The sequence below is a fragment of the Pseudomonas sp. PS02290 genome (assembly GCF_029960075.1).
Classification (GTDB): domain Bacteria; phylum Pseudomonadota; class Gammaproteobacteria; order Pseudomonadales; family Pseudomonadaceae; genus Aquipseudomonas.
Genome location: NZ_JASCOY010000031.1, coordinates 1 through 16,930 on the forward strand (window position 1 = coordinate 1; position 16,930 = coordinate 16,930).

General features: G+C 62.7%; 11 protein-coding genes and 1 pseudogene. 8 read left to right on the plus strand and 4 right to left on the minus strand.

The window, feature by feature from the left end; genetic code table 11:
* Nucleotides 1–995 (plus strand): annotated as a pseudogene (locus QMX88_RS15320) (hypothetical protein); the annotation flags it as partial.
* Between the two features lie 179 nt (nucleotides 996–1,174).
* Here QMX88_RS15320 and QMX88_RS15325 read toward each other — a convergent pair.
* Together QMX88_RS15325 and QMX88_RS15330 are read right to left on the minus strand one after the other, a co-directional pair.
* Nucleotides 1,175–1,981, minus strand: coding sequence for an AraC family transcriptional regulator (locus tag QMX88_RS15325; RefSeq protein WP_282370721.1), 807 nt, complete (start codon nucleotides 1,979–1,981; stop codon nucleotides 1,175–1,177).
* Nucleotides 1,982–2,089: 108 nt separating this feature from the next.
* Nucleotides 2,090–3,367, minus strand: coding sequence for an acetyl-CoA C-acetyltransferase (locus QMX88_RS15330; protein WP_282370723.1), 1,278 nt, complete (start codon nucleotides 3,365–3,367; stop codon nucleotides 2,090–2,092).
* Nucleotides 3,368–3,569: 202 nt separating this feature from the next.
* Here QMX88_RS15330 and QMX88_RS15335 point away from each other — a divergent pair, with 202 nt between their 5' ends.
* The 6 genes from QMX88_RS15335 to QMX88_RS15360 all read left to right on the plus strand — a co-directional run bounded on the left by QMX88_RS15335 (nucleotide 3,570) and on the right by QMX88_RS15360 (nucleotide 8,426).
* On the plus strand, nucleotides 3,570–4,925 hold the full coding sequence (locus QMX88_RS15335) for a 3-oxoacyl-ACP reductase (RefSeq protein WP_282370724.1): 1,356 nt from the start codon (nucleotides 3,570–3,572) through the stop codon (nucleotides 4,923–4,925).
* An 86-nt stretch (nucleotides 4,926–5,011) separates the two neighbouring features.
* Complete coding sequence (locus QMX88_RS15340; protein ID WP_282370726.1) at nucleotides 5,012–5,869, plus strand: MaoC/PaaZ C-terminal domain-containing protein; 858 nt, start codon at nucleotides 5,012–5,014, stop codon at nucleotides 5,867–5,869.
* 215 nt (nucleotides 5,870–6,084) lie between these two features.
* Nucleotides 6,085–6,390, plus strand: a complete 306-nt coding sequence (locus QMX88_RS15345) for a MazG-like family protein (protein ID WP_282370728.1) — start codon at nucleotides 6,085–6,087, stop codon at nucleotides 6,388–6,390.
* Nucleotides 6,387–7,136: a methyltransferase domain-containing protein gene (locus QMX88_RS15350; protein WP_282370730.1), complete on the plus strand. Its 750-nt coding sequence runs from the start codon at nucleotides 6,387–6,389 to the stop codon at nucleotides 7,134–7,136. Before QMX88_RS15345 ends, QMX88_RS15350 begins: the two co-directional genes overlap by 4 nt.
* 48 nt (nucleotides 7,137–7,184) lie before the next feature.
* Nucleotides 7,185–7,814 (plus strand): DUF4136 domain-containing protein, encoded by a 630-nt coding sequence (locus tag QMX88_RS15355; RefSeq protein WP_282370732.1) that lies wholly within the window; start codon nucleotides 7,185–7,187, stop codon nucleotides 7,812–7,814.
* A 42-nt stretch (nucleotides 7,815–7,856) separates the two neighbouring features.
* Nucleotides 7,857–8,426 carry a DUF4136 domain-containing protein gene (locus QMX88_RS15360; protein ID WP_282370734.1) on the plus strand — a complete coding sequence of 190 codons (570 nt, stop codon included), beginning with the start codon at nucleotides 7,857–7,859 and terminating at the stop codon, nucleotides 8,424–8,426.
* Nucleotides 8,427–8,916: 490 nt separating this feature from the next.
* Here the strand turns inward: QMX88_RS15360 and pbpC are convergent, their stop codons facing one another.
* Complete coding sequence (gene pbpC, locus QMX88_RS15365) at nucleotides 8,917–11,229, minus strand: peptidoglycan glycosyltransferase PbpC (RefSeq protein WP_282370736.1); 2,313 nt, start codon at nucleotides 11,227–11,229, stop codon at nucleotides 8,917–8,919.
* Between the two features lie 185 nt (nucleotides 11,230–11,414).
* Between pbpC and QMX88_RS15370 the strand changes: the two genes are divergently transcribed.
* Entirely contained in the window at nucleotides 11,415–11,708 is a 294-nt protein-coding gene (locus QMX88_RS15370) for a hypothetical protein (protein WP_122535324.1), read from the plus strand.
* 162 nt (nucleotides 11,709–11,870) lie between these two features.
* On the opposite strand, the gene QMX88_RS15375 is transcribed toward QMX88_RS15370, so the two are convergent.
* On the minus strand, nucleotides 11,871–16,799 hold the full coding sequence (locus QMX88_RS15375) for an alpha-2-macroglobulin family protein (RefSeq protein WP_282370741.1): 4,929 nt from the start codon (nucleotides 16,797–16,799) through the stop codon (nucleotides 11,871–11,873).
* Nucleotides 16,800–16,930: the final 131 nt, after the last annotated feature.

A 16,930-nucleotide genomic window follows, 5' to 3' on the forward strand; every position in this document is an offset into this window, starting at 1 on the left:
GCAGTCCGGGCGCCCAAGCTACGACGGTTTCAAAGGATGATTACCTCATTAACCTAACCGATGGTTCGACGTTAAGACTGATACTCGAAGTGTCGTTTGATGGCGGGCTAACGCGCCGGGCGTTTCCTGTGCAGAGTTACACAGTGGTCGCCGTGCCTGATGCGGTGGTCCCTGTAATTACCGGCGTAACGACGCCGGAGGGCACTGCCGTCGCCAACGGCGGGTTTACCTCCTCGACCACGTTGACCCTCGAGGGTACGGCGGGCCCAGCAACCCAGGTCAGGCTATATGACGGCCCTGCTCCGTTGAATCCGATCGACGTGAACGCCCAGGGACGCTGGACGGAACAGACCACAGGGCTGGCCGTTTCAAGCCACCCTTTCACCGCCAGGGTAGTGGGAGCGGAAGACGTGGCATCAGCGGAATGGGTCGTGGAGATCACCGAGATTCCTCTGTCCATTGATACCAGTCCCCTGGTGCTTAATGGACACCTTGTACGCTCCGGCCGCATACCAACCCACCCGCCAGTAGGTACCACGGCAACGCGAGTTGCCACCGGAGGCACCCCGCCCTACCGGTATTCCGTAAGCTCAAATGCCGTGGACATCAATGAGACGACGGGAACAGTCATTTCATATCGAAACCGGCAAGGCGAAGTGACTGTCACCGACAGCAAAGGCCAGACAGCCCATTACACCGTCAGCGTTTCAAATGTGCTCGAAATTGACGGCTGGAATGGACAGCAAAACTACAGCAACGCGGCTTCCAATGCGGCGAACTACGGCGGCCGTATTCCCTCGCAATATGAGTGGCGTGACTTCCGTGCAGCCTACGGCGGCGATCCGCAATTTCCACCTGGTGCCAACGAGCATGCTTGGTCCAGCACTTCTGCCGGGGGAAACAGCTATTACACGATCATCCCCAACAACGGTGCTGAAAGCACGCAGGCGAGCTATCGCTTAGCAAAGGGGTGGGCAATTGTGGTGCGCTCTTGAGTGACGATATGTTGTATTAACCCGTATTAGACAGGTCGGACAAATAAATTAAGGGGTCTGATTTATTAAAACCGCGGACAGATTAATGTACGGGGAAGCGTTGTTAATAAATCGGCCCCCTTTCTGGTTTTGTGAATAATTCAGTCCCCTTCATGGTGCTCCCTTCCTGGTGCTCACTGCTATCGGCTGTGGAAGAGCTCGCCGGGGGTGAGTCCGAACAGGCTTTTGAATGCGGCGATAAATGCTGATGTCGAGTCGTAGCCGGACGCCAGCGCGGTACTGGTCACGCTCGTGCCCTCCTCCAGCGCGTTGAGTGAGGAAAGCAATCGGGCGCGTTGCCGCCAGCCTCGAAAGCTCAGGCCGGTCTCCCGCTGGAACAGGCGCATGAGGGTTTTCTCGGACATGCTCAGCCGCGCCGCCCACTCGGTCAGGGTGATGAGCTGGTCGGGTTGTTCGATCAGTTCGTTACACAGACCGAGCAAGCGCGTGTGCCTGGGCAGCGGCAGTGAGAAGCCCACCTCCGGCAAGCCCGCCAACTGGTCGAGGAGCACTTGCACCAGGCGCATTTCGGGGCTGTCGACCTGTAGGTATTCCACCGGCAACTGACAGAACGCCTTGATCAATTCCCTGGCCAGCGGCGTGACTTCCAAGACACGGCAGCGGTCCGGCGCCCACTCGCAGTCTTCTTTGCGCACATACAGGCTGCGCATCTCGGCGCGCGTCGACGTGACGACTTCATGCTCCAACCCGGCCGGAATCCACACGCCCCATTGCGGCGGCGCGAAAAAACTGCCGTGTGAGGTGTGCACGCCAAGCACGCCGCTGATCGCGTAGGAAAACTGCACCCAGTCGTGGCGGTGCGTGGGGGTCCATGAGCCTTGGCTCAGGCTTTCGGCCCGGGCGTAAAGCGCGCGCGGGAGGACCTCAAGCGTCGGGATTTGGCGCTGGGTGTCGGGGTTGCGTAAGGGATGTTTGTCGGTTGTCATCGCTGCGGACTAAAGGGATCTGATTTGTTTGATGTTCTTGAGACGGGGACAGATTGATTTACGGTGAAGCGTTGTAAATGAATCGGTCCCCTTTAAACATTATCAGCATCAGCCCTTGATAATGGCCGTCACGCCTTGGCCACCTGCTGCGCATATAGAGATCAATCCACGCCCTCCCCCTCTCTTGCTCAGCAGTTTCGCCAGGTTCGCCACAATCCGCCCACCCGTCGCAGCAAACGGATGCCCCGCCGCCAACGAGCTGCCTTTCACGTTGAGCTTGCTGCGATCAATCGCCCCCAACGGCGCCTCCAACCCGAGGCGAGTCTTGCAGTATTCGGGGTCTTCCCACGCCTTCAACGTACACAGCACCTGCGCCGCAAAGGCTTCGTGAATCTCGTAGTAATCGAAGTCTTGCAGCGTCAGACCGTTGCGCGCCAGCAGGCGGGGGACGGCGTAGACCGGGGCCATCAGCAGGCCTTCGTTGCCGCGCACGAAATCCACGGCGGCGGCCTCGCCATCTCGCCAGTAGGCCAGAATCGGCAAGCCCCGCTCACGCGCCCACTCTTCGCTGGCGAGCAGCACCAGCGAGGCGCCATCGGTCAGCGGTGTCGAGTTGCCCGCCGTCAGCGTGCCTTTGGCGCTGCGCTCGTAGGCGGGCTTGAGCGAGGCGAGTTTTTCCAGGCTGGCGTCGGTGCGCAGGTTGTTGTCCCGCGTCAGGCCGAGAAACGGCGTGAGCAGATCTTCCTGCCAGCCTTCCGCATACGCGGCGGCCATTTTCTGGTGGCTCTCCAGCGCCAGTTGGTCCTGCGCCTCGCGAGGAATGCTCCAGGTCTGCGCCATCAGTTCGCAGTGCTGGCCCATCGACAACCCGGTGCGCGGTTCGCCATTGCGCGGCAGTTCCGGCTTGAGGTTATGCAGGCGTAATTGCGTCAGTACCTTGAGTTTGTCGGCCGTGGTTTTGCTGCGATTGACCTGCAACAGGATCTGCCGCAGGTCTTCGTTGACGCCGATGGGCGCGTCTGAGGTGGTGTCCACGCCGCCGGCAATGCCGCACTCGATCTGGCCGAGGGCGATTTTGTTCGCCACCAGCAGCGCCGCTTCGAGCCCGGTGCCGCACGCCTGTTGAATGTTGTAAGCCGGCGTTTGTGGCGAAAGCCTTGAGCCGAGCACGCATTCGCGGGTGAGGTTGAAATCACGGGAATGCTTGAGGACCGCGCCGGCAGCGACTTCGCCCATGCGCAGGCCATGGAGATTGAAGCGCTCGATCAGACCCTCCAGCGCAGCGGTCAGCATTTCCTGATTGCTGGCGGTGGCATACGCGCCGTTGGAGCGTGCGAACGGAATGCGATTGCCGCCGACAATGGCCACGCGTCGTGTCTGAGTCATCGAAATCTCCTTTCTCTTTTTTGGATCTTGCGGGCATCGGTTGCGAAAGCACGACCGCAGCGGGCCAAGCGTTTGTGTGCCGCCTGACGAAAAGCAATCGCGAGCACGCTCACTCCTACAGGATTTGGCAGCTGATAGCGTAGGACCTATTACCCACCCACGCGGTCCACTGATTTGAACCCCGACTCAAGGAGAGTGTTCCATGGCATCCGATCGCTACATTGACTTCGTCAACTCCGACCTCGGCCGCAAGCTGGTCGGCGCCGTCGGTTTGCCAGCCCCCGCACGTCTGGAGCGCTGGCAGGCGGGGCGTCTGCGTCCGGTCGAGGGCGCGCTGTTGCTGAGCACAGGTCCACTGGCCGAGCGGGTGAGCACCTTTGCGCCGCGTCTGACTGATGTGCTGTTCAGTCATAACGGCGAAGTCACAGGCGCCCACCCTTGGACTGCCGAGCAGAGCGCGAAGATCAAGGCCGTGGTGTTCGACGCCAGCACGCTGCTGCACACCTCCCAACTGAGTCAGTTGCGTGAGTTCTTCCAGCCGATCCTGCGCCATCTGGATAACAGCGCTCACGTCGTGATGCTTGCGCGCGCGCCGGGGGCTCAATCCGATCCACTGGCCGCCAGCACGCAGCAAGCCATCGAAGGTTTCAGCCGCTCACTGGCCAAGGAAATGCGCAACGGCGGCACGGTTCAGCTGCTGCAAGTAGAGGACGGCGCCGAAGATCAACTGGAAGGCGCGCTGCGGTTTTTCCTGTCGCCGAAGAGCGCGTTTATTTCCGGTCAAGTCATTCGCCTGAGTGCCTGCGATCAGCAGGTTCAGGACTGGACCCGCCCACTGGCCGGACGCAAAGCGCTGGTGACCGGCGCTGCCCGAGGCATCGGCGCGGCCATCGCGGAAACCCTCGCCCGTGATGGCGCCGAAGTAATTCTGTTGGACGTGCCCCAGGCCAAATCGGATCTGGATGCGCTGGCGGCGCGTCTCGGCGGGCAGGCACTCGTCCTGGACATCTGCGCCCCGGACGCTGCCGCTCAGTTGATCGAACACCTGCCCGGCGGGCTCGATATCGTCGTGCACAACGCCGGCATCACCCGGGACAAAACGCTGGCCAATATGCCGGCGGACTTCTGGGACTCGGTGCTCGACGTCAACCTCAATGCGCCGCAGGTGCTGACTCAGGCGCTGATCGACAGCGGCGCGCTGCATGAAAACGGCCGTGTGATTCTGCTGGCGTCCATCAGCGGGCTGGCGGGCAACCGCGGCCAGACCAACTACACCACCAGCAAGGCCGGCCTGATTGGCTATGCCAGAGCGATGGCGCCGACACTCAAAGCGCGCGGCATCAGCATCAACGCCGTGGCCCCGGGTTTTATCGAAACGAGCATGACGGCGCACATGCCTTTTGCCCTGCGAGAAGCGGGCAGACGCATGAGTTCGCTGGGCCAAGGCGGTCAGCCGCAGGATGTGGCGGAAGCGGTGGCGTGGCTGGGTCAACCGGGTTCTGGCGCAATGAGCGGCCAGGTGCTGCGGGTGTGCGGCCAAAGCGTGCTCGGCGCCTGAGCTGGCATTAAGAGAAAAGTGTCTGAATAGGCGCCCCGTCGATCCGAGGCCTGCCTGATCTGTAGCATGACCACAGGAGTAGCTCGATGAGTGTGCACTGGCGGTATCTGGACACGCCCCCGGCCCTACCCGGCCTGTTCATGCAAGCGGCGCTGCGGCGCAAGGTCAGCGGCACACAACTGCCGGATCAGGGCCTGCGGTGCTGGATGTCGGTGGACCCGGACAAGGTGAAAGCCTTTGCCCATGTGTGCGGCTTCGTACCCGGCAGTCTGCTGCCGCCGACCTATCCCCATGTGCTGGCCTTCCCGCTGCAGATGAAGCTGCTCACCGACAAGGACTTCCCCTTCCCGCTCCTCGGATTGGTCCACCTGCATAACCGGATCAGCATTCGTCGGCCCCTCGGGAGCGTGATCAAGGTTCAGGTCAGCGTGCGTGTCGGCCACCTCAGGCCCCACGCCAAAGGCGCGACGTTCAGCCTGATCACCCAGATCGAGGACGCGCTGGGCCTGCTGTGGGAGGAAGAGAGCACGATGCTGTGCCGAGGTGTTCAGGTGAACGGTGAGATCGAAGGTGCTTATGAACCCGCGCCACTACCGATGACGGAATTGGCGACATGGTCGGCGCCGTCGGACATTGGTCGTCAGTACGCGAAGGTCAGTGGTGATTACAACCCGATTCACTTGAGTGACAGCAGCGCCAAACTGTTCAGCTTTCCCAAGGCGATCGCCCACGGGCTGTGGATGAAAAGCCGTGCGTTGGCAGCGCTTGAAGATCACCTGCCGGCGTCGAACGTGGAGATTTCGGTGGAGTTTCACAAACCGGTGCGGCTGCCCAGCGGGGTGACGTTGTCGGCCAGCGCGGCCGGGTCCCATGGGCAGTTCAAGCTGGAAGGGGCGGAAGGGATCGTGCATATGCTGGGGAGCTGGCAACCGGCGTCGGAATGATGGCTGCGCCTATCGTGCGCCAGTGGTTTTTGCGGTGTGACATCTGACGCCTTCCCGGCTAAAGCCGGTCCCACTAAGTACGCAGACTGTAGGACCGGCTTCAGCCGGGAATCGGCGCACCGCCGTAGCGGGTGTAAACCTGCGTCCCGGAGCATCGCGCCCCCCTTGCGTCAATCGCCTATCCCCCTGAAGCTACGCACCTTCAGGAGACCCCCATGAACCTCGACGAACTCACCCAACGCCTGCATCGCATCCGCGATAACAACGACTGGCGGCAATTTCACAGCCCGAAAAACCTGGCCATGGCTGCCAGCGTGGAGATGGCCGAGCTGGTGGAAATCTTTCAGTGGAAGACCGAGGATCAGTCGCGTCAGCTGCCCGCTGACGAGCTGGCCCACGCCGGGCAGGAAGTCGGGGATATCGTGCTTTACCTGCTGCTGTTGTGCAGCGAACTCGGGCTGGACATGAATGAAGTGGTGCGCGCGAAACTGGCGGACGGCGAACGGCGGTTCAGCAAATGAGTGACCGTCATTTCGATCAACTGGCGACGCGTTTCGCTGAAAAAATCTACGGCGGTGCCAAGGGTGCGATCCGGTTGGCGGTGCTACAAGCTGACCTGATCGAAAGCCTCCCCGATCGTCCGTTGCGCGTGCTGGACATCGGCGCCGGGCTTGGGCACATGTCGCTGTGGCTGGCCGAGCGCGGGCATGACGTGACGCTGGCCGAACCCGCCGCGCCCATGCTCGAAGGCGCCCGCCAGCGCTTTGCCGACGCGGGGCAGACGGCGAATTTCATTCAGGCGCCGTGGCAAGCACTGCCAGATATTCTGACCGAGCGTTACGACTTGGTGATCTGCCATGCCGTGCTGGAATGGCTGGAAGAGCCGTTCACGATTCTGCCGGTGCTGCATCAGTTGACCGAGGCCGACGGCTGGCTGTCATTGGCCTTCTACAACCGCGACGCGCTGATTTATCGCAATCTGCTCAAGGGTCACTTCCGCAAAATGCGCAAGAACACCCTGGCCGGCGAAAAACAGAGCCTGACCCCGCAGGAGCCTGTTGATCCCCGCGAATTGGCAGCGCAACTTGGCTCCCTGTGGCGAGTCGAAACGCAAAGTGGCATTCGGGTTTTCCACGACTACATGCCGGTCGAGTTTCAGGCCAAGGCCGATCTTGCGGACCTCCTGGAAATGGAGCTCGCCCATCGTCGCCATCCGGCCTTCGCCGGACTGGGACGCTATCTGCACTGGATGTGCCGGGCTGTCTGACCCACGCTGGTTGATACACGCTGCTTAACACACGCTGCGGAGACCCTAATGAAACGCCGTCTCGCTTTGCTTTCCCTCTGCCTGGGCCTCACCGCCTGCCAGAGTCCCAACCCTTATCGTGCCGTGTCTGCGGCCATTCCACCGGCGCCGCCTCAGGCTGCCAACGCCATCGACATGAGCGCTTATCCTGCGGCGCCGCGCGACTATGGCCGCTATCGCAATTGGTCCTGGCTCAACGGTCAGTTGCCGCCGGGCACCCTGTGGGCTGACTCGGCTCAGCTGGCTGAAGCCGTCAGCAACGGGCTGGATCAACGGGGTTTGCGGCCTTCGCAGAACCCGCAGGCGGCGGACTTACGCGTCGCGGCTGATGCCCACGCCGAGACCCGGATTCGTCAGGTGCGCGACGACTATTACGATCCATACTACGGCGGTTCAGGTGTGGGCTATTACGGTGGCAATGGCTACCGCAACGGTTACGGCGGTTATGCCAGCGTCCCGATCGTGCGCACTTATCAAGAGCAAGTGGTTGTAGTGCGCATCAGTCTGTTCGATGCCCGCAGCGGCCAGCCGGTCTGGAGCGCGAGTGCCGAAACCGCCAGCGGCGGCGATCAGTCAGAACGCGCCAAAGCCCTGCGCCAGGCCGTACAACAAGCCCTGACGGCTTACCCGCCGTCCTGATTTCGCGCCCCGTGGCGTTTTGTTTTCACGCTGGAGAAACCCATGTATCGCCGCATTGCTGTCCTCTGTGTCGCCCTGCTGCTCGGCGCCTGCCAGACCGATCGGGTCAGCCGCGACTTCGACGCCCAGCGCGATTTCGGCGCCTATCGCTCCTGGGCGTGGAAAGAGCCCGGCTTGCAATATCAGCCTAACGATCCGCGCATCAAAAGTGATCTGACCGAGCAGCGCATTCGCCAGGCGGTCGGCGAGCAACTGGAACAACGCGGCCTGCGCATGGCGGCGCCCGGCGTGAAAGCGGATGTTCAACTGCAGGCATGGCTGATCGTCGAGAACCGCCAACAGACGGTGACTACCAACTATGGCGGCGCTGGCGGTTATTGGGGTAATCCGTGGGGCGGCTACTGGGGCGGCCCGATCGGCACCGAGACGCGCAACATCGATTACAAAGTCTCGACGCTGCAGATCGACATGCTCGACGGCAAGGACGGCAAGCTGGTCTGGCGTGGCAGCACCGAGCAGATGGTCAACGACAGCAATACCAACCCTGCTGCACGCGAGCAGGCCCTGCGCCAGACCGTGCAGCAAATTCTGCAGCAATATCCACCGCATTGAAGGTTGATCAGTGCTCAGCCTGTGAGGTCCATGTAGGAGTGAGCTTGCTCGCGAAGAAGGTATTTCAGCCGCTGAATCTTTAACGGATGTGCCGACCATTCGCGAGCAAGCTCGCTCCCACACTCCGTGCTGCAACAGATATGTCTGCGGCGTGCTCTGACACCGTGCTATCTCCCAGCCGAAACATTGCATGTAGAAGTGAGCTTGGTCGCGAGAAGGTATTTCAGCCGCTGAATCTTTAACGGATGTGCCGACCAATTCGCGAGCAAGCTCACTCCCACACTCCGTGCTTCAACAGATACATCTGCGACGTGCTCTGACACCGCACTATCTCCCAGCCGACACATCGCACGTAGGAGTGAGCTTGCTCGCGAAGACGGTATTCCAGCCGCTGAATCTTTAGCGCATGTACCGCCCATTCGCGAGCAAGCTCGCTCCACAGTGGATTGCGCCCAGTTGAGCGCCCGCAGACAGAGTCCAATACCCTGCCTCACTCCACCACACTGAATTCCACCCGGGCGGTCTGCCCGCTTTCATCCAGCACGCTCAGTTGGTACCGCCCCAGGCGCGTGAAGGTGTGAGTGTAACTGTCCTGACTGGCGGTGTCGCCCACCGGCGTCCCGTCGATGAACCACCAGCGCCGGCCACTTCCGCCCAGCGCCGACAGCGTGAGGCGTAACAGCTGCTGACTGCCAGCCGGCAACCGCAATTGATCGCCCTCTCGCACCCCCACCACGGACAACGGCGGCGCCAGGCTCAATCCCTGGGGCGGGCATGACGGGTCGATGTCCGGCAAACGTGCCTCGCGCCGCTCGGTTTTCGGCAGCCAAGGCTCAAGCGGCGCCGGCCAGAGGGCAATGTCTTTTGGTTGAGCCTGTGGACAACTTGCCGCGACACGCAGGCCCTTGTCATTCAGCCAGACTTTTTCCGTGAGCCCCAACCCCAGCGGCTGATCGGTCGCCTGCAAGGTCGGCGGCGTCGTGCCGTCGAGGGTCCAGGCGAAACGCTGACGGCGGCAGTTCGGATCACTCTTGCTCATCGGCTGCCCCAGCGGCCAGCAGATCGCCGCGACGCCAACGTTGAGCGGCACCGGCAACACGGGCGGCAGGATGTTGCGCTGGGCGTCGCGGTTCACCAACAGGTCGTGAACCTGCAGCATCAGCGGCGCCGCCGACGCCAGACCGAACTGCCCCGGCACCGGCGTCCCGTCGGGCCTGCCAATCCACACGCCAATCAGAAACCTTGGCCCCACGCCAATCGACCACGCATCCCGAAAGCCGTAGCTGGTGCCGGTTTTCCAGGCCAGTTGCGGCCGCTGCACAAGCTCGGCATGGGGGTCGAGGTCCGGCCGTGACTGGCCGCTGAGAATGCGCCGAACGATCCACGCCGCCCCCGGCGACATCATCGGTCGGTCACGCAGACGATCATCGGGCTGCAAGCGAATGTCCGCGCTGCGCCCGCCCCGCGCAAACGCGCTGTAGCCGCCGACCAGATCTTCCAGGCGACTGCCTGCACCGCCCAGGATCAATGCCAGATTGGGTTCGGCCAGAGGCGGCAGGGTCAGCGGCACGCCGCCGTTGCGCAATTCCGCAGCGAAGCGCTTGGGCCCGTAGGCTTCCAGCAACTGCACCGCCGGCAGGTTAAGGGACATCGACAGCGCCGAACTCGCCGCCACCGCGCCGTTAAACCCCGACGAGAAATTGCCGGGACGATAGTCGCCGTAGCGCCGGGGCACGTCCTGCAGCAACGATTCGGAATGGATGAGCCCGGCGTCGATGGCCTTGCCGTAGAGAAAGGGTTTGAGCGTCGAACCGGGGGAACGCAGCGCGCTGACCATGTCCACATGACCAAAACGTTTGGCGTCGCCGATGTCCACCGAGCCAACGTACGCGCGGACGGCCATGTTCTGCGCTTCCACCACCAGAATCGCGGCGGACGTGCGCTCGGGCAAACGTGCGCGCCAGCCCATCAGCAGGTCTTCGAGACGACGCTGCAGGCCGGCGTCCAGGGTGGTGCGGATCAGGGGCGGGCTGTTCGGGCGGTTCAGGCGCCGGGCCAGCAAAGGCGCCAGGCTCGGTTCCTGACGGGGCGCGAGCAGCAGCGGTTCTTCCAGCGCTTCGTCGACCGCGCCCTGAGGCCAAGTGCCGAACTCGGCCAGGCGCCGTAGCACTTTGTCCCGCGCGGCCTGGGCGCGCTGCGCGTGGCGATCCGGGCGCAGACGACTCGGCGCCTGGGGCAATACCGCCAACAGCGCCGCGTCGGCACGGGTCAGTTGTTGCGGGGACTTGCCGAGATACGCCCAACTGGCAGCGGCGACGCCCTGCAACGTGCCGCCAAACGGCGCGCGATTCAGGTACAGCAACAGAATGTCCTGTTTGGACAGGTGCCATTCCAGCTGCGCGGTGCGCCACAGTTGACGAAGCTTGCCCGCCAGGGTGCGCGAATGGGGGTCGAGCAAACGCGCCACCTGCATCGACAGCGTGCTGCCGCCGGACACCACATGGCCGCCGCTGAGGTTTTGCCAGGCGGCGCGCGCCAGCGCCATGGGGTTCACGCCGGGATGTTGATAGAACCAACGGTCCTCGTAGGTCAGCAGCGCTTCGAGGTAATAGGGCGACACCTGATCGACCGTCACCGGGTAGCGCCAGACGCCATTGGCATCGGCGAATCGCCACAGCGGCGTGCCGTCTTCGGCGAGCACCACGCGGGCCAGATCATCCTTGGGCAAGGGCAGCGGCCAGATCCGGTCGGCGAGCCAGAGCAGCAGGCACACGATGAGCAGGCTGCCAATGAGCCAGGCCAAAACGCGAGTACACCGTCGTCCCATTCGCGAGCACGCTCGCTCCCACAACCCCGAGCAGGTCGGCCGTAGCAATAATCGCGTGATCTTCACAGAAAGCCTTTACCCGACAGGGAACTCGCCCGGACAATCAGCAGCCAAAGCGGGCAGTGCCGTTTTTGGTCCACGTCCCTCATCAGGAAGCAGATATGCAGGTAGAAAGCGTTTTCGAATGGCTCGGCCAAGTAATTGGCGCCGTGATCCGCTTCGTCGTCGACGGCTTAAGCTGGTTGTTCAACATGTTCACTCACGCGGGCGGCAATTTCGTTGACGGCCTGTCGCGCACGCTGGGCATGGACACTTCAATCGTCAGCATCGTCGCCCTGGTCGTCGGACTGATGCTGCTGTATTCAGCGATCCGCGCCTTCATGCGCGCCTCGATCATCATGGGGATCATCTGGCTGTTTCTGGGGTTGTGGCTGTTGAGCTGGATTATTCATTGATTGCTTTGATCGTTCCCTCGCGGCGCTGATCGTCCGCTCGGCGCTGATCGTTCCCACGTTCCGCGCGGAAATGCAGCCCAAGACGCTCCGCGTCCCCTGACGCAGAGCGTCGACCGAGGTGCTACCGCGCAGAGCGTGGGAGCAACCAGCGTCACCCCTCTTCTACTTCTTGCCCTTCACCACCAACTGCGCCGGCGCTTCGCCCAGTGCCTGCCAGTTCGGCCGATACATCGACTCCACCTGCGGCGGCGGCACGCGGTACACGCCCGGCGTCACAGCCCGCGCCAGATACAGCAGGTGCACGGTGTTGAAGCCCTCCAGGTCCACGGCAGCCACATAGCGATCGCCACGGAATTCCTGATGCTTCACGCCAGCGTTTTCCATCGATTCGCGCCACTGCTTCACCGACTCGCTGGCGTCTTCCAGACTGGCCGAACTCTGCGCCAGATTCTGGTTTTCGATCTCAAGACCTGCGGGCAGCAAATCCACTACCAGCGCATCCGGCACGCGCTCCTTGGCCTTGATCTCAAGGTGCACCAGGACCAGTTCACCGCTCTTCAAGGCATTGAGATTCAGCGCCTCGCCGTCCATGCCCAAGTAGTCGCGACTGATAGACAGGTTCTCACCCCCGGCCGCTGGCGGCTGCGACGGATAACCGGAAATCGTCATCTGCTGGTACAGCGTGTCGCCACCGGTGTTCTGCACCGTCAACGGCGCGGCCAGCACTGAACTGTCGAGTTTGACGCCCGGTTGGTCGTTGCTCAGTTCGCGATTGTTGCTGCCGCTGGTCAAGGTCGCCGCCCATTTGCCTTCCGGCTTGCCGAGCAGATCGCGACCGGCGAGGAACAGCGAGTTGCGCTCCTGGGTCGACAGATAACGGTTCGCCGCGACCTGATCGGACAGCGCAAACAGCCGCTCCTCGACCTTCTCCTGTGCCAGTTTGTTTTCTTCCAGCAGTGACAGAATCAACGCCTGATCACGCAAAGGGCTGCCGTAATCGGCGAGCCAGTCGTTGGCCTTGCGACCAACTGCCAGCCCTGCGAGCAAGGCCTGATCGGCGCGGGGTTTGTCGCCCATTTTCTCCAGAGCGATGGACAGCTGCACCAGCGGCAGGCCCGATCGCGCATCGCTGCGGCGCTCGAAGAGGCTGCGCAACGCACCCAGCGGCGCCTGCTGACTGCGCGACAGCACCAGACCGGCGTAGGCCTGCACGGCGAAGCGGGTGTGGTCGGCGTTTTCGCTGTAATTGACCTCGATCTGATTGCGCTCCTGCAAGTAACGCAACAGCCGCTCATTGGCCTTTTTCAACGCATCCGGCGGCACCGCAAAGCCTTGGTCGCGGGCGCGCAGCAGGAAGTCGGTGACGTACGCGGTCAGCCAGTATTCCTCCTCGCCGTCCGCCGCCCACAGGCCGAAGCTGCCGTTGTAGCGCTGCATGCCGATCAGTCGCTCGATGCCCAGTTCGATCTTGCGCTTGCGCTCGGCGTCGGACTCGCCTTCCAGGCCCAGCCGCTTGAGCGTCGCAGCGTCGGCATACAGCGACGGGTACAAGCCGCTGGTGGTCTGCTCCAGGCAGCCGTAGGGATAGGCTTTCAACGCACGAATCTGTTCGCCAAGGTTCAGCGGCGGACGGCTCGACACCGACAGCAGCGCCTCGCGCCCCGCTGGCTCGAACGCCTCAAGGGCGCCATCCGGCAGGCTCCATGCCTGATCCTTCAGCACCGCGCGGTATTGCTTGAGCATCGCCGGGTATGCTGGACGCACGCCGATGGTCCACTCGCGGCTGAAGGCCGGCAGGTTCTCGCCCGGCAGGTCCAGGCCGTTGACCGTGACCCGAATGACGCCCTGACCGAAACCGCCCAACGCCTTGACCGGAATCTGCAGCGTGGTGCGTTGCCCCTGATTCAGGCTGACGGCTTTTGTGCCATCGACGTCGGCCAGACTCAACTGCCCTTCAGCCACGACTTGCACGTTGAGCTTCTGCGCTTTACCGGACAGGTTCGACAGGTCCAGCGCCACCTTGGTCTGGTCGCCGCCCGCCAGGAATCGAGGTGCCGACAGCTCGGCGATCAGCGGCGCCGCCACAACGGTTTTGGCTTCGGCCATGCCATAGCGCTCGTCGGTCCAGGCCTGGGCCATGATCCGCAGCTCACCGTTGAAATCCGGGATGTCGACGCTGACTTCCGCATCGCCCTGCTCGTTCAGGGTCACCGGCGCGCTTTGCAGAGCGACGATGGTGACGCTGGTTTCCGGCCGCTTGCCGCCTTTGGCCAGCGCCGCGTCACCGCCGAAGGCCAGGCTGGCGAGGCGATTACGCCCGGCCTCGATCAACTGGCCATAGATATCCAGCTGATCGGCGCCGTATTCCTTGCGCCCGAACATCGCCGCGAACGGATCCGGCGTGGCGTATTCGGTGATGTTGAGAATGCCGACGTCCACCGCAGCGACCAGCACACGCACGCTCTTCGGAATCGTGCCGTCGGCGTTCTTCGCATTGACCTTCAGTTTGAGCGGCTGCTTGGGCCGCATCTTCTCGGGCGCCGTGACGGTCAGCGCCAGCTTGCGCTGCGAGCGGTCCAGCGGAAGGTGCAGGACGCCCACGGCGCGTTTCGGCGTGACATTGGCTTTGCGTTCACCCGGACGAATCACCAGCGCGCTGACGTAGAGGTCATGCCGCGCCCATTTCTTGTCCATCGGGATGTCGTAGGTTTTGCCTTCGGCCGGCACGTCGATCTCTTGCCACCACAGCGGCCCTTCGCTCGACTCCACCAACAGATAGCCCTTGCCCGCCGACGGCGGCGTGACGGTGACTTTTGCGGTGTCGCCGTCGGCATAGGCCGGTTTGTCCAGCGCCAGCTTGACCTGATCGGGACGCACGGCGCCGCCTTCGGCATTGTCCTGCCAGCGATAACCAGCCCAGAAACGCACGCTGCTGATCAGGCCGGTGGCCGGATCCTCGACTTCGACGCGATAAGGGCCCCACTCCACCGGGAAGCTGATTTTCGCCGTCGAATCCTTCTTCACGCTGAGGGTTTCTTCGGAGAGGTTGAGAAATTTCTCGTTGAAGTGATAGCTCCAGCCATCGCTGTCGGAGTAGTTCCAGTAGTAATCGCGCCGCTCGCGCACCAGCCGCACCTTGAGGTTGTCGGCGGCCAGTTTGTGGCCCTGGGCGTCGGCCATCAGCACTTCGAACTCAACCGGGCCGTCGCCGTCGGTGGCTTCGCCGTCGAACAAACCGCGCAGGCCCGGCATTGCGTCAGCGGGCCAGACCGGCTGGGTCAGACGCCGCGTGATCGGACGCCCACCTGACTCCTGCAAACTGGCTTGCAGCACCAGCTCAAGCGGTGAACGGGCCTTGGCCCATTGGCTGTCGATGCTCAGGTCCAGCTTGCCGTTGGCATCGAGCGTGCTGTCTTCGATTTCCAGGTCCTGCTTGAGGTCCTCCTCGGTCACCGAACCAAACTGATAACCCGGCAGGCCGGGCACGGCTTCCCGCAGCGGACGCACATAGAGCTGACCGTTCAGGCGATTGCCCGACGCGGGTGCGCCGTAGAGGTAACGACCGGTAATCGCCACATCGAACGGCGCGTCGGGTGCCAGCGGGATGTCGCTGCCCTTGAGTTCCAGGGCCATGCGTTCTGGCAGGAAATCTTCGACCTGGAATTCATACAGCTGCGGCTTGCCGTCACCCAGATCAAACACCAGTTGCCAGCGACCCGTCGGCGCTTCTTCCGACAGCTGCAATTGATATTGATACAGCCCGGTGGCGTCAGCGTCCCACACGAACTTGCGACTGACCTGCTCATCCGGTCGGCGCACTTCCACGGTGATCGGCTGAGGCTTCACGCTCTTGCCGTCGCTGTCACGCAGCAAACCGTTGAGCAGCACCACTTCGCCCGGGCGATAGAGATCGCGAGGGCCGAAAATAAAGAATTGCAGCGGGTGGGCCTTAGGGCCGGTGATGTCGAATTCGGCCAGATCCAGCGCGGCGCTGTTCAGGCGCAGCATGCTGGTCTGCTCGCCTTGATGGGCCAGCAGCACTTCAGCCTTGGCCGGCAGTGGCAGCTCGGCGTGGCCGGCGTTGTCGGTCTTGCCCTGGCCGATCACACGGCCTTTCTCGTCATACAGCTCGACGTCGACGCCGCTCAGGGCTTTGCCGCCTTCCAGCGCCTGGGTGAAGACGTCCAGGCGATTGGCGTAACGGTGCGCCGACAGACCAATGTCGCTGAGGGTGAACAGCGTGGCAGGCTGGGTGTAGTTGTAGGTCCCGGAGGCGCGCATCACGGCCAGATAAACGCCCGGCTGTTGCAGCGGTTTGAGGCCCGAGATCGGCAGCAGCACGGTCTCGCGGGTGTTGCGCGCAGGGTTCAGGTCGAAACGGCCGCTGTAGACCAGATCGGCCAGGGGCAGCAGTTCTTTGGATTGGTAGCTCTCAAGACTGGACGAGCCTTCCCATGAGCCAAGAAACGCAGGCAGTGACTCAGGCTTGATGCGGAAGAATTCGACGTCGACTTTATCGACGTTGAGGGCGATTACCGGCAGGCCTTCAGCGAGCCGGGTGGGCAGCAGGCTGCCGCGACTGGCGAAGCCCACGGTCGCCTGGAGATCGGAGGTTTCCAGCCGTGCGGAATACTCTGCCGCCAAGGTGTTGTTGTTCACCGCCACCAAACCCGGGTCGATGGTCAGCACCAGTTTGCGCTTGGGCTCGAGGTGACGCAGGCGCAGCTCCATGAGGTTGTCCGACAGCTCCCAGGCGCCATCGACTTTGCCGTCCTTGCTGTCGACCAGGTGCACTTTTTCAGCGAATTTCTGATCGGGGTTCAACGGCACCGAGAAGCTCAACGACAGCGTGCTGGCGCCATCGAGCTGAACTTCGGAGACGTCCACCACCGTCAACTCGCGCCCGGCGTAGCGCTTGCTCAGCGCAGGAATGTCTACTGCAGGCTTGGGCTTCGCGGACTCGGCGGCGCTTGATGAAGCCGCAGCAACCGGAGGGGTGGCCGCCGCTGAAGCGGGCTTATCGGAGGTGGAGGAATCGCAGGCACTGAGCAGTACCAGCGCGCAGGCCAGGAACAATCCTTTGTTTAGCATGAGGCACTCATTTGGACGGCAGCGATGAGGGAGCAGAAGTTATAGCACCGCTTTGGCAATCGTAAAGCGCGGCGCGCAGATAGACCGTGGGTTTGTGCGTTTGTTCTCGAGGGGGAAACGCAGCCATGGTT